The sequence below is a fragment of the Flavobacterium commune genome (genome assembly GCF_001857965.1).
Taxonomy (GTDB): domain Bacteria; phylum Bacteroidota; class Bacteroidia; order Flavobacteriales; family Flavobacteriaceae; genus Flavobacterium; species Flavobacterium commune.
Genome location: NZ_CP017774.1, coordinates 3,169,924 through 3,194,363 on the forward strand (window position 1 = coordinate 3,169,924; position 24,440 = coordinate 3,194,363).

At 34.3% G+C, this 24,440-nt stretch carries 13 protein-coding genes; all 13 read left to right on the forward strand.

Features of this window, described 5'->3' with window-relative positions; translation table 11 throughout:
* Positions 1-104 precede the first annotated feature (104 nt).
* The 13 genes from BIW12_RS13215 (at position 105) to BIW12_RS13275 (ending at position 24,404) form a co-directional block, all read left to right on the forward strand.
* A complete protein-coding gene (locus tag BIW12_RS13215) occupies positions 105-3,296 on the forward strand; it encodes a SusC/RagA family TonB-linked outer membrane protein (RefSeq protein ID WP_071185544.1) in 3,192 nt (1,063 codons plus the stop codon).
* A gap of 17 nt (positions 3,297-3,313) precedes the next feature.
* Positions 3,314-5,092, forward strand: a complete 1,779-nt coding sequence (locus BIW12_RS13220; protein WP_071185545.1) for a RagB/SusD family nutrient uptake outer membrane protein — start codon at positions 3,314-3,316, stop codon at positions 5,090-5,092.
* 26 nt (positions 5,093-5,118) lie between these two features.
* Entirely contained in the window at positions 5,119-6,288 is a 1,170-nt protein-coding gene (locus BIW12_RS13225) for an IPT/TIG domain-containing protein (RefSeq protein ID WP_071185546.1), read from the forward strand.
* 84 nt (positions 6,289-6,372) lie between these two features.
* Positions 6,373-7,641: an alginate lyase family protein gene (locus BIW12_RS13230; protein WP_071185547.1), complete on the forward strand. Its 1,269-nt coding sequence runs from the start codon at positions 6,373-6,375 to the stop codon at positions 7,639-7,641.
* Between the two features lie 917 nt (positions 7,642-8,558).
* Positions 8,559-9,524, forward strand: coding sequence for a pectinesterase family protein (locus BIW12_RS13235; RefSeq protein ID WP_071185548.1), 966 nt, complete (start codon positions 8,559-8,561; stop codon positions 9,522-9,524).
* Between the two features lie 61 nt (positions 9,525-9,585).
* Positions 9,586-11,151, forward strand: coding sequence for a glycoside hydrolase family 28 protein (locus BIW12_RS13240; RefSeq protein WP_071185549.1), 1,566 nt, complete (start codon positions 9,586-9,588; stop codon positions 11,149-11,151).
* 13 nt (positions 11,152-11,164) lie between these two features.
* Positions 11,165-12,082: an alpha/beta hydrolase gene (locus tag BIW12_RS13245; RefSeq protein WP_071185550.1), complete on the forward strand. Its 918-nt coding sequence runs from the start codon at positions 11,165-11,167 to the stop codon at positions 12,080-12,082.
* 669 nt (positions 12,083-12,751) lie between these two features.
* Positions 12,752-16,102 (forward strand): SusC/RagA family TonB-linked outer membrane protein, encoded by a 3,351-nt coding sequence (locus tag BIW12_RS13250; protein WP_198033420.1) that lies wholly within the window; start codon positions 12,752-12,754, stop codon positions 16,100-16,102.
* Between the two features lie 11 nt (positions 16,103-16,113).
* Positions 16,114-18,135 carry a RagB/SusD family nutrient uptake outer membrane protein gene (locus BIW12_RS13255; RefSeq protein WP_071185551.1) on the forward strand — a complete coding sequence of 674 codons (2,022 nt, stop codon included), beginning with the start codon at positions 16,114-16,116 and terminating at the stop codon, positions 18,133-18,135.
* A gap of 19 nt (positions 18,136-18,154) precedes the next feature.
* Entirely contained in the window at positions 18,155-19,747 is a 1,593-nt protein-coding gene (locus BIW12_RS13260) for a hypothetical protein (protein WP_071185552.1), read from the forward strand.
* Between the two features lie 131 nt (positions 19,748-19,878).
* Positions 19,879-20,925 (forward strand): pectinesterase family protein, encoded by a 1,047-nt coding sequence (locus BIW12_RS13265; RefSeq protein WP_071185553.1) that lies wholly within the window; start codon positions 19,879-19,881, stop codon positions 20,923-20,925.
* Between the two features lie 141 nt (positions 20,926-21,066).
* Positions 21,067-23,712, forward strand: a complete 2,646-nt coding sequence (locus BIW12_RS13270) for a rhamnogalacturonan lyase family protein (RefSeq protein WP_083382131.1) — start codon at positions 21,067-21,069, stop codon at positions 23,710-23,712.
* The gene (locus BIW12_RS13275) at positions 23,709-24,404 is read left to right on the forward strand and encodes a hypothetical protein (RefSeq protein WP_071185554.1); all 696 of its coding nucleotides are present in this window, start codon (positions 23,709-23,711) and stop codon (positions 24,402-24,404) included. Before BIW12_RS13270 ends, BIW12_RS13275 begins: the two co-directional genes overlap by 4 nt.
* The last annotated feature ends 36 nt before the right edge of the window (positions 24,405-24,440 follow it).

Genomic DNA, 24,440 nt, shown 5'->3' on the forward strand with positions numbered 1-24,440 from the left:
TTAAAAAAACACAAATTTTATTATCAATCTATACTTAACATAGAATATAACGAAAACAAAAAAACTAACTAACTAAATTAATTAACAACAAAAACAAATTCATTATGAGAATAAATGTTTTGAATAAAACCGAATTATGGAACAGACTTAGACCTTCTTTGGTGATGTCTTTTCTTGTTTGCGTTTCTTCCCAATCGTTTGCTGCAAATGATGGGGTATTCAACGCTTCAAAAAAAGCTGTACTAAAAGAAGCTGAACAACAAATAACAATAAAAGGAAAAGTAACTTCTGCCGAAGATAATATGGGGCTTCCGGGTGTAAATGTAGTTGTTAAAGGAAGTACACAAGGAGTTATGACTGATATTGATGGAAATTTCTCTATTAGTGTTCCGTCTGATAAATCCATTTTGGTATTCAGTTATCTGGGGTTTCAAAATCAAGAAATTTCGGTAGCTGGAAAAACGGTATTTAATGTAGTAATGATTTCAGATTCTAAATCTTTAGAAGAAGTGGTGGTTGTGGCTTATGGAACTCAAAAGAAACTGACCTCCACGGGTTCTATTGAAACTGTTACTGCTAAATCATTTCAGGATAGAGCTGTTACAAATCCGGCTTTGGCTTTACAAGGACAAACTCCGGGACTTGTAGTGACAAGAAATTCATCCAGACCAGGAAGGGAAGGTCTTAATTTGCAAATAAGAGGAGCTACTTCTATTAATGGTGGTTCTCCACTTATTGTGATTGATGGAAATCCAGCAATCAATAATGAAGCTTTTTATAATATGAATCCTGATGATATACAATCGGTTACTGTATTAAAAGATGCATCAGCTGCGCTTTACGGATCACGAGCATCCAATGGAGTTATTATGGTGACTACTAAGAAAGGGAAATCTGGAAAAATGAAAATAGACGTTTCAACAACTACTAGAATAAATACATTAGGGATTAGACCACAAACTCCTACTATGCAACAATATGCAACAGTATGGCTTGAAGCTGCAGAACAAGATGGTGTAAATGCTAATTACTGGGGGTGGCAGTCTAAAGAAAATTTAGAGTTAATGAAGACGGGCTATGCAGGAATATATCCAACACAATTCTGGGGTAATGTTTACATCTCTAACTCTCCAAGATATGATGAGATGTTTGGTAAATCAGTTTCAACATTTCATACCGGAAGTATTTCAGGTGGTACTGATAAAACAAATTATAGAGTTTCTTATGGATACTCGGAAGATTTGGGTGCACTTCAAACCGCTTATGATGGAAAGCAACAGTATAATGTGCGATTGAATTATGATTATACGGTGAACAGCTGGCTTAAATTAGAAACCAATATGTCTTATTTAAAATATGATCTTTCTTCACCTTCTTCTGGCTTAGATGGTTCGGTATCACAAGATCCACCATTTTTCCCATCGAGAAATCCTTATGGACAATGGTATGCTAACTTTAATATAGCAGGAAATAGAAATCACGTTGCTGCTACAGTTGATGGTGGTAGAGATAATACGACCAGAGATCAAATCATGATGAATTTAGCCGCTACTTTTAAACTATATGATGGTTTAACTTTTCAAACTAAGGTTGCTTATAATAAAGATTTTTTCAATAATCTTAATTACGTTATAACAGTTCCGCAATATAGCTGGTACGGTGATTTAGCTCCTGAATCGGTTAATTCAGTTTCTTCAATAAGACAGGAAAATAAACAAATTACTTATCAAAATTATGGTGGATTTTTAAATTATGAAAAAGAATTCAATGATCATAATTTCTCAGCTCTTTTAGGAATGACTGCTGAAAAAACAGAAGACACCAGATTGTATGGTTATAGATTAGGTTTCATTGATAATGGAGTGTATGATATTAACATGGGATCTATTGAAAATAAGGTTGAAGCAACAGGAGGTAGAGGTCATAAAGGATTGTATTCTTATTTAGCGAGATTTAACTATTCGTATAAAAATAAGTATTTATTGGAGATAAGCGGAAGACGAGATGGTTCTTCACAATTTGGACCAGGGAACAAGTGGAATAATTTCGGAGGAATACAAGCAGGATGGGTTATTAGTGAAGAAAGTTTTCTAAAAAATTTCAAGCCATTAAGTAATTTAAAATTAAGATATACTTATGGAGAAATGGGATCACAGGTAGGAATTCCAACTTATGATTATATTTCTAATATAAGTAATGGTAGTGCTATTTTTGGAACTACAGCAGCGCAACAGGCGGCAAGCTGGGTTAATAGAATTACGTCTAATCAAAATTCATGGGAACGCGTTGTAATGAAAACCTATGGTGCTGATTTTAGTTTCTTTGATAGAAAGTTATTTGGTACTTATGATTTTTTTACTAAAAAGAATGTAGGTATGTTGACCGATATAATTTATCCTGATGTTTTAGGAGGTACTGCGCCCAAAACTAATGCTGGGGAGCTTGAAACTAAGGGATGGGAGTTTACTTTAGGATATAGAGGTGAAATAGGTAAATTAAAATACAGCGTTTCGGCTAATATGGGAGATACTAGAAATATTTTGCTTAAAAAAGAAAATGCAACTGCTATTAATCCCGGAGTTAATGGGAGCGGTGTGGTAGGTCATCCTTTGAATTCAATTTTCTTGTATCAAACAGGCCAACTTTTCCAAACACAGGATGAAGTAGATGCTTATTATGCAGCTACTAATGAAAATGGTGCACTTCCGTCAGGGTTAAATGTTTTACGTCCGGGAGATACTAAGAGAGTAGATTCGAACAATGACGGAATAATTGATGCTAAAGATGTTAAATTTATGGGAGACACCGCAGCACATTATGTATACGGTATTAACCTGAGTGCTAACTATCGTAATTTTGATATTTCAACTTTTTTTCAGGGAGTTTTAGAGCAAAATGTGCTTAGAACCGGTTTCTTATCTTATCCATTCAATACATTGTATGGTAGTCAAACAACTGCTTTTATTGGAAAAACCTGGACACCAACCAATATTGATGCAGCTTATCCAAGAATGACAGCTAATACAACAAGAGCAGCTTGGAACTGGCAAAATAATGATTTTGCTTTGCAAGACAATCAATATATCAGATTGAAATCGTTAATAGTAGGTTATACTTTAAATGATTTAAAAATTGGCAATTTTGGTTTAGATAAGTTTAGAGTTTATTTTTCAGGAAATGATTTGTTTGAATTTTCAAAAGTTAAAGATGGATACGATCCTGAATTTGGAGATAGTTCAAATAATATCTATCCATTTACAAGAACCTTTTCTTTAGGATTAAATGTTTCCTTTTAATTATTAAAACGACTAGTATGAAAAATATAGTAACAACATTAGTACTGTCTTCAGTATTATTATTTACAAGCTGTCAGAGTGATTACTTAGATTTAGAACCTCTTGATGCACAAACGGAAGCTTCTTATTTTAAAACACCTGCAAACTTTAAGGCTGCCTCCAATGATTTTTATAATAAAATGGTAAGTTGGAGATCTGTTGATGGTAGTAATATATACAATTTTATGGATTTTGGTACTGATTTGACCTCTTTAAGTCAGGAAGAAGGAAGAGGAAACACAGTAGAAGCTGTATCTGATATTTATTGGAGAAATCCATATAAATATATTAGAGCCAATAATATATTATTAAATGCTGCAGATAAATATCAAGGAGATAAAGCTGCTATTGCACAGTATGTAGCAGCAGCAAAATTCTTTAGAGCATGGCATCATTTCTTTTTGTTAAAAAGATATGGTGGAGTGCCTATTGTGACTACTGTAGTAGATATTAATGATGAGGTGTTATACGGAAAACGCAACAGTCGTTACGAAGTGATGAATCAAATTTTAAAAGATTTATCAGAAGCGATTCCTGATTTACCATTGGAACAAAATATTTCTGGAGCAGATAAAGGACATCTTAGCAAATGGGCAGCTGAGGCTTTTAAAGCCAGAGTACTATTATATGAGGCTACTTGGGAAAAATATGTAGGTACTACTACTGATGGAGATGGAATTACAACAGGTGCAGGTAGTGAAGGAGCTGCAGCAAACACCACTGCTTATTTAGAAGAAGTAATTGCATTGACTAAAGATGTAATGAGTAATGGTGGCTACCAATTATGGAACTATAATTCACAGCTAAATAACTTTAGTATGTATTATTTATTTAATCTTGAAGATGCGGGTTCTAATCCGGCAGGTCTGGATAAATCAACAAACAAGGAGTTTATTCTTTATAATAAATACGATTTTGGGTTATTACAAGCAGGAACAAACTTAAGTCATACTGTAGGTTCAAGATTAGCTCCTTCCAGAAAGTTTATGGATATGTTTCTATGTACTGACGGTTTACCAGTTGATAAATCGCCTTTGTTTCAAGGATATGTAAAAGTAGGGGATGAGTATAAAAATCGTGATTACAGATTAACATCTTATTTTGTTGATTTAACTACCGATGCAATTCCGGTTTCAGGAGCTATAAAATTATTCGGACCGGGTGGAGATAGTGGTTCTGGTTATGCTAATAGAAAATTTAGAGCCTATAAATATGGTACTTACAGAGCTGCTAATACAGAATCAGCAGATTATCCTCAAATTAGATTAGCAGAAGTTTATTTAATGTATGCCGAAGCCTTATATGAGTTAAACGGAAGCATTACAGATGCACAATTAAATGAGTCCGTTAATTTAATTAGACAAAGAGCGGGGCTTCCAGCTTTGACTAACGCTTTTGTGGCTGCTAATGGTTTAAATATGTTAGACGAAATTAGAAGAGAAAGAGCCATTGAATTGTTTGGAGAAAATAGTCGTTATGATGATTTAAAACGTTGGGGTATAGCAGAGCAAGTATTAAATGAACCAATTTTAGGATCGGTTATTCAAGGAACAGACTATCAGGGTAACTCGGCTATTTATAAACCTGCTTCTTATCCTTATGGAGAGCTTTCGGTTGCTACAGGAAAAGGAAATTTAAACGCTTTGTTACTGGATCCGGCAGCAAATAGAAATTTTCAACGAAAACATTATTTATTTCCTTTGTCAACAACACAACAACAGTTAAATACTAAGTTGTTGCAAAATCCAGGTTATTAATTAGTAACTTTTAAACTTATACTAATATGAATCATATTATAAAAAATAAAATAAAAGCTGTAATAGTATTATTTAGCATGGTACTAATGGCTTCTTGTAGTGATCAGGAAAAAGATTTTACAGGAGAACCTCTGGTTACTTATCCGTCTGTAACAATAACTTCTGTTTCGCCTTCAGTAGGAACTTCTGGAAATATTGTTACTCTAACAGGTACTAATTTTGGAGAATATTCTCAAGCTGCAAAAATCTATTTTAATGGTGTTCTTGCTGATGAAATTTTAACTTATTCAGATACTTCGGTTACTGTTAGAGTACCTCAAAATGCAGGAACAGGGCCTATTACAGTTAAAGTTTGGACAAATACAGCCACAACTGCCGATTTCGAATATTTAGTAGGTGCTACTATTGCTTCTGTTTCACCCACTTCTGTAAATGTAGGTGATCAAATGGTGATTACTGGACAGGGTTTTGGTACTGATGCATCAAAAGTTAGTGTTAAATTCTCTGACGGAATAGTTAAAGATGCTTTTACAGGAACTGTAGTTTCTGTTTCTAATACACAAATAGCAGTATTAATTCCTAAAGGTGCAGTTACAGGAAAAGTAAGGGTATGGTTAGAAAATCAAATTATTACCGGTCCTGAACTTAAAGTAATAGCACCTCCAAAAGGGAAGTATATTTTTGAATTTGACGACCCAACAGATGTACAATGGCTACCAGCCCAAAATGCAACATCTAAAATTGAAGAAGGAAAGCTAAAAGTAACTTTTGATCCTGCACAATTAGGAACTACCGCTAGTAAACGTCGTGCCGATTTATACTATATTATTAATGGTATTTTCCCTTCTCCGGGAGGAACTGCAAAAACAAAATGGGTTCAGTCTCCTGCTTATCCTATCATTGCCATGAAAATTGCTTTTTCAGGAACAGGAGCTGTAAAACCTGGTGTAGGTAATATTATTCTTGATCCTGCCGTTACCGGAGGAATTAATGTAGGTAACAATAAATACAAAACAGATTTTGTTGCTCAAAATGTTATTTATTATGATTTGTCTGCGGATTATTTAACAGAGACCGAATTAACAATAAGACAGTTTAAAATAGCTGATATAGTAGGTGCTGAAACGGGTTATGAAGTAGACTGGATACGTACATTTAAAAATAAAGCAGAACTTCAGACATTCCTTGGTTTGTAACGATAAGTAATTTATAGGCCAAGAAGAGTATCTCTATTCTTGGTCTATTATTAGAAAATGAAAACACTTCTAAAAATATAAAAAATGATAAATACAAAAATAGCAATCGCAATAATAAGTTCTTTGTCTTTTATTGCCTGCACTTATGAATACGGATTACCAGAAAAGAAGGTAGAGGAAGTTTCTGTAATTGAGGATATTACAGTGCCTTCAAATAAAGTTTTTGCCCATCCGGGATTATTACATTCTCAAGTCGATTTTGACAGAATGAAAACAAAGGTTGATAATCAGGTAGATCCATGGATTTCAGGGTATAATAAAATGATTTCTAATAGCCATGCTTCAGCTACTTATGTGATGAAAGGACCGGTGGTAACTCTTATTAGAGGAGGAGGTTCTAGAGAAGAACCATTAGCAGATAATTATTCAACAGCAATGGAAGATGCTCATGCCGCTTATTTAACAGCAATTCGTTGGAAAATTACAGGAGATGTAGCTTATGCCAATAAATCGATTCAAATTTTGAATGCTTGGGCTGCTACTTGTACTTCTATCAGCGGAGATTCTAATAAAGCATTAGGTGCCGGAATTTATGGATATCAGTTTGCAAATGCAGCTGAAATCATGCGTGACTATTCAGGATGGAATGCTACCGATTTGGCTAAATTTAAAAAGTGGATGTTGGATGTATTTTATCCGGTAAATAAAGCTTTTTTAGATACGCATTGGAACGCTTGCAGCACGCATTATTGGGCTAACTGGGATTTGTGTAATTTGGCTTCTATGATGTCTATAGCAGTATTGAATGATGATGTCTCAATGTACACTTACGTTATTAATTATTTGATGAAAGGGGTAGGAAATGGACAATTGTTAAAAGCTATCAATCATATTCATCCAAAATCGGCTAATGACGATATTGATTTGGGGCAAATTCAAGAAAGTGGTCGTGATCAAGGGCATACTTTGATGGTAATAGGTTTGCTCGGTTCTATTGCTCAAATGGCAGAAAATCAAGGTTTAGATATCTATGGCTATAATGACAATATGATATTGAAAGGTGCTGAATATGTGGCTAAGTATAATGCTGCGAGATTAAATGTACCTTTTAAAACTTACACTAACTGTGCTAATGTTACTCATACAACAGCTGCTGATGATGCTGGCAGAAGCCAAATTAGACCAGTATGGGAAAGAATTTATAATCATTACACAAAAGGAAAAGGAATTTCTGCCCGATATGTAAAAATGGCTAAGGAGTTGGGCTATCCAGAAGGTGGAAGCGGAGATTTGAATCCTAATAGTGGAGGATATGATGATTTAGGTTTTGGAACTTTGTTATACTCTAAATAATTCGGGTTTATTTTTATTGAATAAATTCTAAGATTATTTTTAAGCCTGTAAAATTCTCTAAAATAAGAGTTTTACAGGCTTTTGTGTTTGTAAACTCATATATCAGTTTGAGTCTGTCGAAGACTTTATAAATTTCTTTAAGTCCAATTTGATAATTCATCAAATAACAATTTTACCAACGGTTTATGCCAAGATTGCGTTTTTCTTAAGCGCAATCTTGGCTTTGTTTTTTATAATTATTGGTGAATTTATTTCTGTTGTAAATGGTTTTAATTGAGTGTTTTACAGTGGGAAAATAAATTGTAAAATTTAACTATGTTTTTAATGAAATAAATTTAAAAATGAGTGATAGTTTATGCAGAATGGTTGATAATTAGTATTCAGGGAGAATTTATGTAGGTATTTTTGATTGTAGATAAATAAAGAGAATTGAATTCTATAATCAAATTAAAAGCCTATGGGGAAACAAAAAAAGATTAAGTGATATGTAATTCCTATTGATTGCATATCAAAATGGGATGATTAAAAACAAATTCAATTCAATCCCAATGAGTTGGAAAATAACCGAAACCACAAAAAAATAAATTATGAATTTATATTTAAAAACCAACCAATGAAAAATTTTAAACTGATAAATATTGATAAAAATTTTACTTTTATTAAATAGTTGTAATGATCTTTAAATAAAGCTTTTGTTTATTTGTAAAAGATTAGTAATAACTCATATAATTGTAATTATACCCTTGTAGTATTGTAAAAAACACACCTTGTTATTTTTAGAAGAAGCTATGTTTGCATGGTTAGTAAAAAGTTGAAGGCTATAACTGGTAATTATAGTTTTTTTTAATTTAGTTTGGTTGTAATAGAAGAAAGGATAATAAATTTATTATTCTTTCTTTTTTTAATGTAATGACAAAATGAGATTGGTTTGTTTTTTTATATTCATTGCAGGGATAGTACTTCTTCCTGTAAATTCAGTTTTTGCAAATAAAATAGATTTTCTCGTTGCCTTGGATGGTTCGGGCGACTTTAAGTCTATTCAAGAGGCGGTTACTGCCTGTGGCGCTTTTTCTGCTGATGAAAAAAAGATATTTATTAAAAATGGAGTTTATAATGAGAAAGTTTTAATCGATTCTTTTCATGCTAATATAAGTCTCATTGGTGAGAGTGAAGACAAGACAATTATAAGCTATAATAATTATGCGGGTCAGGAGAATATAGGAACTTTTAACAGTTATACGCTAAAGATTTTAGGAGATCATATCAAAATTGAAAATTTGACTATCGAAAATTCAGCAGGAAGAGTAGGTCAGGCGGTTGCGCTTCATGTCGAGGGCGATTATTTTGTAGCTTCCCGATGTCGATTATTAGCTAATCAGGATACTTTGTATGCTGCAGGAAATAATAGCCGTCAGTATTTTAAAGAATGTTTCATTGCAGGAACTACCGATTATATTTTTGGATCAGCTACTGCAGTTTTTGATCAATGTGAAATTCATAGTAATACAGATTCGTATATAACGGCAGCCAATACTCCCAAAGAGAATCAGTTTGGATTTGTTTTTTTGGATTGCGTGTTGACGGCAGAACCGGGTGTTAAGAAAGTCTTTCTGGGAAGACCATGGAGGGAATATGCCAATGTAGTTTTCATAAGATGTTTTATGGGAAAACATATTCTGCCGGAAGGCTGGCATAATTGGGACAAACCCGAAAAGGAAAAGACTGCTTTTTATGCTGAGTTTGGAAATACAGGACCCGGTGCCGATGTTTCAAAACGGGTAAAATGGTCGCATAACCTAAAGAAAAGCGAAGTTTCTGAATTTGAATTGGATAAAATTTTTAAAATGGAAAGTGAATGGAAACTAGATTCGAGCAAACTTTAATTGTCTAAAAAGTAATCTGGAGTTTATCTGTAAAAATATAAAGGCATTAAAAAAGCAAATAATGAAAAAAAGATCTATCAAAAATGTTTGTACTGTATTTCTTGTATTTTTTTCCTTTTTGGGATATAGTAAAAATTACGATATTAAAATATTAGGAGCAGACAATACAGGTAAAACAAAATGTACTAAACTGATAAATCAAACTATTGATTTGGTAGCTAAAGAGGGAGGAGGAATACTCTACTTCTCTTCGGGAACCTATCTCACTGGAGCAATTACTTTAAAAAGTAATATTACTATTTATTTAGAAGCTGGTGCGACTTTAAAGTTTTCGTCTGATTTTAATGATTATGTACCTTTTCAAAATGTGCGCTATGAAGGGATTTTTATGAATACGTTTGCTCCATTGCTCAATGCGTATAAGGCAGAAAATATTAGTATAAAAGGAGAAGGTACTTTGGATGGTAATGGATTTGCCTGGTGGAATGAGATAAAAAAAATATCAGCTGAAGTCAAAGAAAAAGGACAAATAGAAAATCCTACTGAACTTCAGAAACTGTGGACTAAAGAGAATAAAGATTTGAAAGTTGAACCTTATTATGAAGCGGGGCTTAAAAATCAATTTTTCCGTCCACCATTTATCCAGTTTTTAGAATGCAATAAAATTAAAATTGAAGGTGTTCGTATCCAAAATTCTCCTTTTTGGACAATCAATCCTGTAGGCTGTAATGATGTTGTTGTTCATGGTGTAACTATTTTTAATCCGTCAACTAATCCGCATGGTCCAAATACTGACGGAATTAATCCATCATCTTGTAGTAATGTTAGAATTTCGGATTGTTTTATTAGTGTTGGAGATGATTGTATTACCATAAAATCCGGGCGTGATTTTCAAGGTAGAAGCTATGGTAAACCATGTGAAAATATAACTATCACTAATTGTGTAATGCTTGCTGGTCATGGTGGTGTGGTCGTAGGAAGTGAGATGTCCGGCGGGGTAAAAAATGTAGTTATTTCCAATTGTGTTTTTGATGGAACCGATGCTGGTATTCGTATGAAATCATCGAGAGGAAGAGGCGGAGTTGTGGAAAATATTAGAGTTTCAAATATCGTAATGCGAAATATTAGTCGAAATGCATTTACTTTCGATTTGTTTTATGACAGATCGTCTAAAGCAGAACCAGTTTCTGAACGCACTCCTATATTTCGAAATATTCATATAAGTGATGTTTCGGGAATTAATATAAATAAGGCCGGGGTAATAAACGGTATCGAAGAAATGCCAATAAATGAGCTGTCTTTTACGAATATCAACCTGGAGGCAAAAGAAGGTTTTAGTGCAGCAATTGCAACAAATCTGAGCTTTAATAATGTGGATATTAGTACACAAAAAGGGGCATCTTTGGAGTTTTATAAATGTGATGGCTTACTTTTGAGTGATATAAGGTCGAAGAAACCTCTGGAAAATCAATCAGTAATAAAAGTAACAGAATGTAAAAATGCTTTGCTGAATAATTGTTTTCAAAGAATAAATACTGATGTTTTTTTAGAGACTAAAAATAGTGAAGTTATTCAAGGAAGTAATTTTCTATCTTTAGTAAAAGAACCAATCAAAGAGATTAAATAGCGAAAATTTGATTATGAATAAAAAGTATATCATATTGAGTTTGTTGCTAGTATTGACAACTACTGCTGTATTAGCACAGGATTATAAAGCACTTTGGCCCGAAGGGAAAATGCCTAATTCTAAGGGAATGAAGTTAGAACATATTGAAGAACGCGAAAGGGTAACTCAGGTGAGTACACCGGGAATGTATTCTTTTTTTACTTCAAAAGAAGAAAATACGGGTGCTGCTGTTTTAATTTTTTCGCCAGGAGGCTATCAAAAGTTAACTTATAATATTGCCGGAATCCAATTGGCAAAATGGTTCAATACCTTTGGAGTGAATGCTTTTGTAGTGATGCATAGGTTGCCTACTTCGCCTGATTTGAAAGCCCCCACTTTTGGACCATTAATGGATGCACAACGAGCCATAAAAATTGTTCGTGATAATGCTGAAAAATGGGGAATAGATAAAAATAAAATTGGCGTAATGGGATGTTCTGCAGGCGGTGGCCTGGCGGCAAATTTAGCAACTATCAAAAAAGACTATTCGCAAATAAATGATGCTTTAGATGCAATAGCTTTTAATCCTAATTTTCAAATCCTGATTTCGGGAGCTCTGAGCATGAAGCAAAATGCACATAAAGGAAGTCATGATGCGCTGCTGGGTAAAAATGCTTCGGCTGATTTAGAAACTCTTTTTTCGGCAGAGTTGAATGTTTCCACAGATACTCCTCCTGCCTTTGTAACTTGTGCTGCTAATGATGCTGTAATTAATCCGTTAAATAGTCTTCAATATTACCAATCGCTTTTGAATTCAAATGTCAAATCGGCTTTGCACATTTTTCCACAGGGAGGACATTCAATTGCTTTAAGAAACAATCCCGGTTCAACGGAACTTTGGACAAATTTATGTGAAGACTGGATGAAGGAAATGGGATTTTTAGGAAAGTAGTTTTTTAGCTAAAATCAATTATATTATCTAATGAGTATTATTTTGCAATGCTCAGCTTCACAACACTTATAGTTGTTGTATAATATAAAATTTCCCGGTATAATACAGTATATAAGTAGCTCTCTTTAATTTTTGGGATTATTGGATTATATCGAATACATAATCAGTATTCTTTTAAATATACTGTTTCATTTCAAAAGCTATTTTTTTTCTATAATACTCCTGCTTTGTGGTGGTTTATTTTTTGATAACCACTTTTTTTTTCACAAAACAACATATTCAAGCATCAATGCGCTTTAAAATTAGAGTAGCACTTTATTCTATTTAGTTTTCTTTACTTTTTTAAAACTAAATTAAGTTCAAACTACCGTAAAATATAGATTTATGGTAATATGACCCCCTTCAATTTGTATTTTCTCCCTATTCTCCTAAATGACAAAATTTACTTTTGACTTAATATTATGCGCTAAAAACAAGATTTTTTATTAGAAACACATTTTAATCAATCTAAAATTGAATGCTGCATTTTTTTGTCAAACTTCTAACCAATTAACTATGTAAAAACATTTAAAAAAAAATTTAGAGAGGTAAGCAACATCGGAATGATTAAAAATTATTCTTACCTCAAAAACACAAAAGCAATTAATTAACTAACTAAACCAAAAAATTATGAATAATAAGTTGTCAAGGAAAAACTTTGGCTTAAGTAATGCTTTGATAGAAAAAAGGCATTTAGCTTTATTAGTTATGGTAGCTTTTTCATTTTCACCTATTGTTTATGGAAAAACGAAGACCGTATTGAATAATGCTATTTCGGTAAGTTTAAAAAAAAAGAAAACCGTTTTAGTCCTTCAGCCCCAACAAGCAAAAATTTCAGGAAAGGTCGTGGATGATAAAGGACTTGGAATTCCGGGGGTGTCTATTCTTGTTAAAGGAACTAAAAAAAGTACAATTACAGATATGGATGGGAATTTTGTACTTCCTGATGTTTCTTCAAATGCTGTTTTAGTTTTTAGCTATATCGGAATGGAAACTCAGGAGGTTCCTGTTTCCGGAAAAAAAATAGTTAATGTACTCATGCAGGAAATCTCTAGCAAACTTGAAGAGGTAGTGGTTATTGGATACGGAACAGCAAAACGAAAAGATTTAACAGGTTCTGTTGCTTCAGTAAACATGAAGGATTTAAAGGATATTCCGGCTACCAATGCTTTACAGGCTATAGCGGGTAGATTAGCCGGAGTAAACGTTACGATTACCGAAGGGGCTCCAGATGCCCGAATTAATGTTCGTGTAAGAGGAGGAAGTTCGATTACTCAGGATAATTCCCCTTTGTATATAGTAGATGGCTTTCAGGTGAACAATATTAATGATATTCCTCCTGGCGACATTGAAACTATCGATGTACTTAAGGATGCGTCATCAGCAGCTATCTACGGTTCTCAGGGAGCTAATGGGGTAGTGCTTATAACAACCAAGTCAGGAAAAAAAGGAAAAGTTGAGATTACTGCAAATGCTTATACAGGTTTAAAAAAGACTTATAACCTAACGGATGTTTTATCTCCTTATGAATATGTATATTTTCAAAAAGAGATTGATCCGGGATCAAGTGTTTCTGGTACAAGTTTTTATTCTGCTTACGGTTTGTGGAGTGATCGTGATATTTACAAATCAAAAAAAGGATTCGACTGGCAGGAAAAATTATATGGTAATACCGGATTTCAAACCCATACTGATTTAGGTTTGACCGGAGGGGATCAGAAATTACAATATAAGATTAATTATACGCATGATTTTGAAGATTTTATAATGATAAACTCTTCTTATAAAAGAGACTATCTGAGTTTTAAATTAAATAAAGAGATTAGTTCAAAATTTCGTTTAGATTTTAACTCCAGATTTTCAAATACAATCATTACCGGACCTAGTGTTTCTAGTGGAAGTAAATTAAGAGACGGAATTAAATATGCGCCAGTTAGAAGTTTAACTTATCTGGATCCTGGTGCTCTCCTGGGTACTAGTGATAACATAACTTCTGCTGAGGCTCTAAGTAGTCTTAATGATCCTATTTATAATATTTCAAACGAATATAAAGAGCAAAATAATCTTAATCTTACCATGAATGGAGGATTAACTTTTAAGCCATTTAAAGGAATTACTATTGTTTCTCAGGGTAGTTATGCAGTAAATAGAAATTTTACTGATAATATTTGGTTGAAAAATACAGGTGAGGCCAGTTCCAATGGAGGTCAGCCAGTTGCTAGACGTCAGGATGTAAAAGGGGTTGACTGGTCTATGCAAAATACGATAAGTTATGATGGAAGTTTTAGTAATTCGAATCATCGATTGAATGTTTTATTGGGACAAGAAGCCCGTGATTCACACACTAGTGAAACATTAATACAGTCAAAATTTTTCCCTGATGATTTCAATGCTAAAGACGTATTAGCCATGTGGAATTATGGAACTCCATTGCCGACTTATACTACGATTAACGAGCCTAGCAGAACGGCTTCTTATTTCGGACGTATTAATTATACATTATTCAATAAGTATATTTTTAGTGCTACTTCAAGACTAGATGGTAAAAATGTTTTTTCGCCAAAAAACAGATGGGGTTTCTTTCCGGGAGCTGCTTTTGCATGGCGATTATCGGAAGAGAAATTTATGGAAAAAACCAAAGACTGGTTATCCAATGCTAAGTTTCGTTTAAGTTATGGTGAAGTAGGTAATGCCCGTGTGGGATCTTATTGGAGACAAGATTATACTTTTGAATCATCAGCTAACAGATTGATTTATATAGGCAATAACGCACAGAGTACTTTAAAACCTTCGACAACTTTAAAAAACGAAAACCTGACATGGGAAACTACGGTTTCAACTAACTTAGGTCTTGATTTAGGATTTTTTAATCAAAGATTAAATTTGAGTATTGATGCTTATCAAATCGATACTAAGGATTTAATTCTTGCAGTGGCATTACCTTCTAACTCAGGATATACTTCGCAATACCAAAATATAGGTAGCACATCTAATAAAGGGTTAGAGTTCACTTTGTCAGGAGATATCGTTGACTCCGATCAATTTAAATTGTCAGCTAATTTTAATATAGCATTTAATAAAAATATAGTAAAAAGTTTAGACGGTTCTAATGAAATGATTGCTGCTGCCAACTGGGCCCCAAATGTAGGACGTGATGATTATAGAGCCAGAGTAGGACAACCTGTTGGGTTAATGTATGGTTATGTTTCGGATGGGTTTTATAGTTTTGACGATTTTACATATGATAACACTCAAAAGAAATGGATTTTGAATCCGGGAGTAGTAGATGCTTCTAAAGTAATCACAACTTCAGGGAATTATTTTGGACCGGGACATATGAAACTTAAAAAATTAAGCGGTACAGGTACAGTTATCAATCCTGATGAAGATCGTAAAGTTATTGGTAGAGCACAGCCAAAACATACAGGAGGTTTTTCAATCAATACTTCGTATAAAGGTTTTGATTTGTCGGCAATGTTCAACTGGTCTTATGGCAATGATATTTACAATGCCAATAAAATTGATAATACTACTTTCAGTGGTTCAAAGCGTTACAACAATGCAAGTTCTATTATGAGCTTAGAAAATCGTTTTACAACTATTGATCCGGTTACAGGCAACAATATCATGTTTGGTGCCGATGCTAATCCGCAGTTGTTACAAGAGATTAATCAAAATGCTTCAATATGGCATCCATTATCTAATTCAACAATAATAACTGATTGGGCAATTGAAGATGGTTCTTTTTTAAGACTTGGTAATTTAACATTAGGTTACACACTTCCAGAAAGTATTGCTAAAGGAAGATTCATTCAAAAAATCCGCTGCTATGTATCCGGAAATAATTTAAAAGTTTGGACAAAATATTCAGGACAAGATCCCGAAGTAAGTACAAATAGTTCTCCATTGACACCGGGATTAGATTGGTCAGCTTATCCAAAAGCCAGAACAGTTTTATTTGGAGCTAACGTAACATTTTAATTAAAAAGATTATGAAAAAAATAATATACTATTCTTTCATTATTGTTGCTTTGGGATTATTCTCCTGTAGTGATGATTTTTTGGAAACAACTTCGCCTTCTAAATTAAGTTCTGAAACCGTTTTTAAAACACCATCAATGGCTAAAGCCGCCATTATGGGAGTTTACGGAAAGATGACCGATACCTATATTTATGGACAAAAGTTATCAGTAAACTGGCAGGGAGTTTCGGATATTGAGACTAATTCGGGTTTTTCTACCACAGGTTATAATTCTACCAGTAGTGATTCTGGTGCCGGTAATTTTTATGATGATCCTTATAATCAGACTACCAAATGGCAAACGCTGTATGAGTTTGCTGAATTAGCCTCTACAGCTGTGGATGGAATTAGGAATTCACCAATATTTGAGACCAGAGCTGCTGAGATGAAACCGCTATTAGGAGAAGCTTTAACTCTTAGAGCAATGGCTTATTTTGAATTAGTGAAATACTGGGGCGATGTACCATTTAAGAGAGAAGCATCTAAATCAGATCTTACTAATGTTTATATGGGAAAAACAGATAGAGATACCATCTATGCAGGTTTAGTAGAAGATTTGACTGAGGCTGTAGATTATTTGCCATGGTTAAAATCTAATGCGGAGTATTCGACTTCAGAACGTATTTCTAAAGCTTTCGCAAAAGGGCTTTTGGCAAAGGTTGCTCTTTATGCCGGAGGATGGTCTTTGCGTGACGGTAATTTATTTCCTGATGCCGATGTTGAGCATCATCCAACGATACAGGAAGAAAACGGTTATTATGTGGGGAGAGTTAAAAACTGGAGAGATTATTATCAAATAGCGGCTCAGCAAACGGCTGAAATTTTAGGAAGCTCGGCACATCCGCATGCGTTGGATCCTAGTTATGAAAATATATGGAAAACCGTATGTAGTTTACAGCAGAATACCTACAACGAGAATCTTTTTGAAGTTGCTTTTGGTTTAGGAAATAATGGGGATATTGGTTCTTTGATGGGTTATGAAGTAGCAGGTAATACAAAATATGGTTCAAGAGGATTTGGAGGAAGTTATGTGGCTTCTCAGGCTTATTATTTTTATTCTTTCGATCGTGATGATTTACGTCGTGATGTTACTTTAACATGGACAAGTTATGGTAGTGCCAATAAAGAAACTATGAAAACAGATGCTTTAAATGTTAGTTTCGCAAAATGGCGTATTTACTGGATGGCACCTTCTTATTTGGCATTGCATAAAACAGCCAATTCCCGTATAGCTACAGGTGTAAACTGGATTTTGATGCGCTATTCAGATATTTATTTAATGTTTGCCGAAGCTCAGAGTCAGTTGACTAGTCCGGATGCGGTAAATACTACAGCAGGAATGTCTCCTCGTCAAGCCTTAGAAAAAGTAAGGGAACGTGCTTTTGGTGCTGGTTCTCCAAAAATTAAAGAATATGATGCTAATTTTTTCAATGCCATTGTTAATGAACGCGCTTGGGAATTTGGTTGCGAATCCATTCGTAAAGGTGATTTGTGTCGTTGGGGATTGTTATATGAAAAAATAGAAACGATGAAGAAGACACTTTGTTTAATGCTTGACAACAAAGTGCCTGTAACCATTTTTGACAAAACTTATCAGCCTTCAGATTTCCCACAAACGATTTATTATAAGTTCAAAGATGCTGAGTTTATTGATCAAAAATCCATCAATTTTTATACTAATCTGGGAGCCAGTCCTGGAACGGAGTATCAGTCGGCCTCCTGGTTTACAAAGAGTATCGTAAAACCAACCAGTGGAACCAGCAGGACTTATTTGGATAATCCTACAAAAGTATTATTGGCAGCTACCGGAATTAATAAGGCTTACGATTATTCTAGTTTTCTTAGCTCTATGACAAATGGTGGTGAGATTCAGGCTAATCTTGCCCAATATACTATGGGGAATAAGAACTGTAATTACAGACAATATTTTGCTATCTATTATGAAGATGTATTTGAGTCAAAAGGTTTCCTTACAAATTCTTATGGCTACTAAACTTTTAAACCAAATTTAAATGAAAAACAGTATATTAATTTTTGTGGTTTCAATACTCTCCTGTTTTATGGTGAGTTGTGAAAAAGATTATAATGATTGGGAGGTTGAGCCGGGACACGACAGGCTTTTCAAGTCATTAATATTCGAGGTCTCTAAACTTCAGTCTACTTCAGTTGAACTTAAGTTTACGAAATCTATTTCGGCAACTAAATATGTCTTCGAATTCAGTAAAGACAGTTTGGAATTTAAGGAAATTGTAAAAACGGTAGAGTTTTCGGCAGCTAATTTGACTCCTTTTGCTGATTCCAATAATCTAACTAAGGTTGAATATCGGGAGATGTTTACTGGACTAGATGGAACAACTAAATATTCAGTTAGAATGAAAAGTATAGATGAATCATCCGGTATGGAATCAGGTTATAATCAGATTTATTTTGAAACGCCACCAGAACAGATTTTTACTAATTATTTTCCAACGACTAATAGTATAAAGCTAAAGTGGGCATTGACTTCAAATGTAACTAAGGTTGTTCTTTACAGTAATGAAATGCAACTAATAAAGGAGGTAACTTTAAACCAAGAGCAGATAACATTGGGTGAACTTAGTTTTGACAATTTAAGTATTGGGACAAAATATATTGCTAAGATTTTTAATGGAGCGAATAATAGAGGTACTTTGAATATAACAACTACAGGAATTTCTAATAGTGCTGTTTACAAAGTTTTACAAGCTGACAATGCAGCAAGCATAAATACGGTTTTAAGTAACCTTGTATTAGGTGGAGCTACTGATATTACGGTAGAATTTGAAGTGGGTAAAACTTATGCAATTGGGGGCGAAATTATGGTTCCTACAGGAGTGAATAATATTGCTTTTACAGGATCTACAGGTAGTAATGGTGAGTTACCAATTTTGACTAATGCCAGATTTAATGTTGCCACTCAAATGAAAGATATCATAATTCAATACTTGACGACAACCTCTTCAGGGAATTTCTTTATTGATCTTGGAGGAAAAACAGTCAATAACATTTTTATCGAAGGTTGTAATGTATCTAATATCAATTCTGTAGTAAGAGCCGGTGGTGTAACTGTCATAAAAGATATTTATGTAAACAATTCATGGATTTCAAACACAGGAGGTTGGGGAATGTTTAATTTTGGAGGAACTACCACAGTAGGTTCACTTAATGTTTCAAATTGTACTTTGACAGAAATCAGCACCAGATTTGGAGACATCCGTATTGCTACTAAAGTTAATTTTAAAAATATTACTTGTGTAAATATTACGCTATCAATGGGGCATCTTTGGTTATTTGATAATAATAAACCTTCACAAGTTTCTATTCAAAATCTTATTTTAGGAGGCCCTAACGGAGGTGCTAAAATCAATGATACTAATGGGAATTACAGTAATATTCCTATTTCTTATACAGGCAGTTATAAAACAAATGACATGATCGTAGATGTTAGACCATTTAATGGTATAACAGTAGTGCCATCTAATATTTACGGTTTGTTTGTTAATCCGGCCATTGGAGATTTCCATGTTAAAGAAGGAATAGGTTTTGCAGGGACAGGAGTTGCCGGTGATAAAAGATGGTTTAACTAGATAATTTTTTATAGTAGAGGGGAATTTTTAGGATTCCCCTCTTTTTTAAAGATTGAATTAATTCAAAATTAGTAAGGGATATTTCTTTTATTGAACCTAAAATAAAAACAATACTGATAAAAAAATAAATAATGATTGCAAAAATTTTAATGGCTTCTGTGTTTTTAATGAACAGTTTTTTTATTGAAGCAGCTAATGATTCTAAAACTATTAAAACTTCAATCAAAATAAATAAGTACGATATAGTGGTTGCTCAAGACGGAAGTGGTAATTATAAAACGGTAAAGGAAGCTCTTAATTCGGTAGCACTTCTTAAGACCAAGGAGACTAGAATTCTAATTAAGAATGGTATTTATAAAGAGAAATTGGAAGTAATCAAGGATAAGAATAACATTAGCTTAATTGGAGAAAGTAAAGACAATGTTATTCTTACTTATGATGATTATGCTTCGAAAAAAAATGCTTCAGGACAGGATATAGGAACATCCGGATCAGCCAGTTTTATTGTTACTGGAGATAATTTTAAAGCTAAAAATATCACCTTCGAAAATTCATCAGGATCTGTTGGACAGGCCGTAGCTGTTCGAATTGACGGAGATAAGATAATTTTTGATAATTGTAAATTTCTGGGTTTTCAGGACACACTCTATCCGCGTAGTACCACAAGCAGACAATACTATAAAAACTGTTACATTGAAGGGACTGTTGATTTTATTTTTGGAGCTTCAACTGCTGTTTTTGATCAATGCGAAATTTTTGCAAAAGCAGGAGGCGGTTATCTTACTGCCGCAAGTACGAACGAAAAAAATCCTTATGGATTAGTTTTTTTAAATTGTAAATTGACGACAAATTCAGCAAATGGCAGCTATTATCTGGGAAGACCTTGGAGAAATTTTGCTAAAACGGTATTTATTAAATGCGAAATGGGAGGACACATAAAACCCGAAGGTTGGCATAACTGGGGTAAACTGGAAGCCGAAACTACTACTTTTTATGGCGAATACAATTCTACAGGCATCGGAGCTTATCCAAATGAACGGGTAAAATGGATGAAACATTTAACTGCTGATCAGGTAAAAGAATATAGTGTAGAAAATATTTTTAAAAGCTATGCTGAAAAGCCGGTTATCGATAACTGGAACCCAAAGAAAATCCTTGATGATATATCTAAAAAATAGATTTTTGGCTGTGTCCATTAGGCTTAACTCAGTATGACAGTATTTTTTAAATTTAAATACTTTTTTAATTTCCAATTTTTTAATGTTAATCAACGAATTATTTATGTATTAAAAGCTTTATAACAAACAATTAGACCAACTATGAACCAAAAATTACAAATATTTCTTTTCAAAAAAACAGTATTTTTAATGCTGTTCTTATTTGGGATAACCACTCAGCTAATAGCCCAGCGCAATGTTGAAAAACTAAACCGAGGCCTGATCGCAACACGACTCGATGTTAGTAGGGTGTATGTGGGCTGGAGAATGCTGGGAACCGAATCCACTGATGTAAGCTACAATTTATATTGTGACGGTGTAAAACTGGCAGGAAGTCCTTTTACAACTACTACAAATTATACTCATGCAACTACTACCAACGGTACTTATACTGTTCGGGCTATTATTAATGGAGTAGAAGAGTCGGCTTCAGAATCAGCTACTGTTTGGGCAAATCAATATTTGGATATCCCCATGCAAGTTCCTCCCGGAGGTACCACTCCCGATAATGTAGCCTACACCTATAACGTGAACGATTGTAGCGTGGGCGACGTAGACGGTGATGGCCAATATGAGATATTTGTAAAATGGGATCCAACCAATTCAAAAGACAATTCACAGCCAGGTTATACTGGTAACGTTTATATTGACTGCTACCGCTTAGACGGAACACGTTTATGGAGAATCGATTTAGGAAGAAACATTCGTGCTGGTGCCCATTATACCCAGTTTATGGTGTATGATTTGGATTCGGATGGGAAAGCTGAATTGGCCTGTAAAACTGCGGATGGAACCATCGATGGAACCGGAATAGTTATTGGCGATGCAGCAGCAGATTACAGAAACCCAAATGGGAGTAAAACATCGACAAGTACTTATGGTGGAGTTATATCGGGGCCTGAGTTTTTAACTATTTTTAATGGCGAAACAGGGAAAGCAATGGCTACTACTGATTACTTGCCAGCTCGCGAAAGCGTATCTTCCTGGGGTGATAGTTACGGAGGACGTTCAGAACGTTTTGTTGCTGCTATCGCTTATCTTGACGGATCCAAACCCAGTTTGATAATGGGACGTGGTTACTATACCAGATTGGTACGTGTGGCTTGGGACTGGAGAAACGGTAAACTTTCCCAACGATGGATTTTTGATAGTAATACTTCCGGAAATTCTGGAGCGGCAGGTATGGGAAACCACCAAATGACCGTGGGTGATGTTGATGGAGATGGTAAAGATGAAATATTTAACGGTTCAAGCGGTATTAATGACGATGGGACACTATTATTTGCTAACACTTTAGGTCACGGTGATGCTTTACATATGACCGATATGGATCCCGACCGTCCCGGACAAGAAATATGGATGTGTCTGGAAGAACCTGCTAAGTATAAAACCAATGGTCTGGTATTTCTGGATGCCAAAACTGGAACAACACTATGGGGTATACCAGCAAATACAGATGTAGGGCGTTGTAATGCCGCAGATATTGACCCACGCTACAAAGGATATGAATGTTTTGGTAGTGCTGGTGTAAAAGATGCTCAAGGAATTACAACCACAACAAACTATTTGATGGACTGCAAAGGCAATCTTATTAGCAATAAAAAACCAACTCAGAATTTTTCTATCTGGTGGGATGGAGATTTGAATCGAGAATTATTAGATTCGAATAAAATAGACAAATGGGATTATATTAATGGAAAAACGGTTAATATGCTCACTGCTACAGGATACTCATCAAACAATACCACTAAAGCAACACCATGTTTAAGTGCCGATCTTTTTGGGGATTGGAGAGAAGAGGTAATCTTTCGTAAAGATGACAATACTTCTATCAGGATTTATACAACCAATATTCCGACTACGCATAAATTATATACTTTGATGCACGATCCTCAGTATAGAGTGGCAATTGCTTGGCAAAATTCAGGCTATAATCAACCGCCTCATCCAGGCTACTATTTGGGTGTGGATATGGATGTAAATAGCTCTACTCCAAATATTACTATTGCAGGCAATTCCTCAACAGCTACTCCTAAACTTAAAGTATATGTAGAAACACCTACTTGCCCGGCTAAGGCTAATGGTAAAATTAGTGTTGGTACTGATTTGAACAGATATACGTATAACCTGACCATCACAGGAAACGGACTTAACTTAGCATTAAATAACCAAACTATTACTACTACAACCAATTGGGTGAAATCAGATCTTACAGCAGGAACTTATGTTATTACTGTTTCGATACCTTCTATTTCTTTCCAGGAGAGTTATACTGTAGTTGTCAAAGAAATTTCGGCTCTGACTGCTAAGAGAGAAGAATTTAACAAAACGGTGACTTATACTGTTTCCGGAAGTAATGAGTATAATGTAACGGTTAATGGTGTTAGCAGTACTTACATTACAGTTAACAGTGAAATAGCTAAAATTGAAATCGATGCCAATTTGCTTCAATCTACAAACACGGTAACTATTGAAACTAATAGTGATTGTCAGGGAATAGTTCAAGATACTTTTAAAATGAGTCCAACAGCCTTTGTACATCCAAATCCAACTAGCGATATAGTAAATGTTGAAGGATTAAACAGCGGTTTAATCCAAGTGTACACTACCAGCGGAACATTAATGCTGGAGCAAAAAGTTAATAGCACTACTACCAGTGTAAATTTAAAAGGATTTGCTGTGGGAATGTATCTGGTAAGAATTATTCAGGGAACCGAAGTACAAACATTTAAAGTTATTTTAAAATGATAATAATAAAAAATATTAAAACAATATGCTTCTCTGTTGGTTTAGGGCTTTTAGTGTCCTGTGGCGGTGGCAACTCAGATGGAGATCCGGTAGTGAATCTGCCGGCAAAACCCAATTTATCCTTGCCTGCTAATGGTGAAAACTGTAGTGCCTATACTGTTGTTGCCAGTGACAATACCAAAGCTGAAATCAGTTTTAGTTGGACTGGAGCTGCTTATGCTACTTCTTATGTTTTAGTACTAACTCAGGCTGGGACTGAAGTGTTGAAAAAAGAAATTAGCACTACTTCCTACAAAGTGATTTTGGACAAAGGAAAAACTTATTCCTGGACTGTAACTGCCAAAAATAGTGATGGAGTGAATGCTAGTGCAACGAATTCGTTTACCACACCTGGAAATCCTATAGGAAACTATGTGCCTTACACAGCAGTAATAAACTTTAACATAAACAAAAGTACCAGCATGGCAAGTTTATCTTGGGTAGGTAAAGATGAAGATTCTACTACTGGTGAATTAAAATATGACATAGAAATAAAAAAAGATAATGTAGTTATTCAGTCTTTAACCAATCAAACTATTAGTTCTATTGCCGATTTTGCAGCAGTACTGAATGCTACTTATCAAATTAAAATCAATACTATCGATAAGCAAGGGTCTTATTCAACTTCGATAGTAACTTATACTTACGAATAACTTTGAACAAAGTAATTTTCGATAATATAAAATCAG

Coding starts and splice junctions, on each gene's coding strand:
- BIW12_RS13240 (WP_071185549.1), top strand. CDS start 9,586: ATGAAAAAAAGATCTATCAAAAATGTTTGTACTGTATTTCTTGTATTT.
- BIW12_RS13250 (WP_198033420.1), top strand. CDS start 12,752: ATGAATAATAAGTTGTCAAGGAAAAACTTTGGCTTAAGTAATGCTTTG.
- BIW12_RS13275 (WP_071185554.1), top strand. CDS start 23,709: ATGATAATAATAAAAAATATTAAAACAATATGCTTCTCTGTTGGTTTA.
- BIW12_RS13270 (WP_083382131.1), top strand. CDS start 21,067: ATGAACCAAAAATTACAAATATTTCTTTTCAAAAAAACAGTATTTTTA.
- BIW12_RS13215 (WP_071185544.1), top strand. CDS start 105: ATGAGAATAAATGTTTTGAATAAAACCGAATTATGGAACAGACTTAGA.
- BIW12_RS13260 (WP_071185552.1), top strand. CDS start 18,155: ATGAAAAACAGTATATTAATTTTTGTGGTTTCAATACTCTCCTGTTTT.
- BIW12_RS13255 (WP_071185551.1), top strand. CDS start 16,114: ATGAAAAAAATAATATACTATTCTTTCATTATTGTTGCTTTGGGATTA.
- BIW12_RS13235 (WP_071185548.1), top strand. CDS start 8,559: ATGAGATTGGTTTGTTTTTTTATATTCATTGCAGGGATAGTACTTCTT.
- BIW12_RS13265 (WP_071185553.1), top strand. CDS start 19,879: ATGATTGCAAAAATTTTAATGGCTTCTGTGTTTTTAATGAACAGTTTT.
- BIW12_RS13225 (WP_071185546.1), top strand. CDS start 5,119: ATGAATCATATTATAAAAAATAAAATAAAAGCTGTAATAGTATTATTT.
- BIW12_RS13245 (WP_071185550.1), top strand. CDS start 11,165: ATGAATAAAAAGTATATCATATTGAGTTTGTTGCTAGTATTGACAACT.
- BIW12_RS13220 (WP_071185545.1), top strand. CDS start 3,314: ATGAAAAATATAGTAACAACATTAGTACTGTCTTCAGTATTATTATTT.
- BIW12_RS13230 (WP_071185547.1), top strand. CDS start 6,373: ATGATAAATACAAAAATAGCAATCGCAATAATAAGTTCTTTGTCTTTT.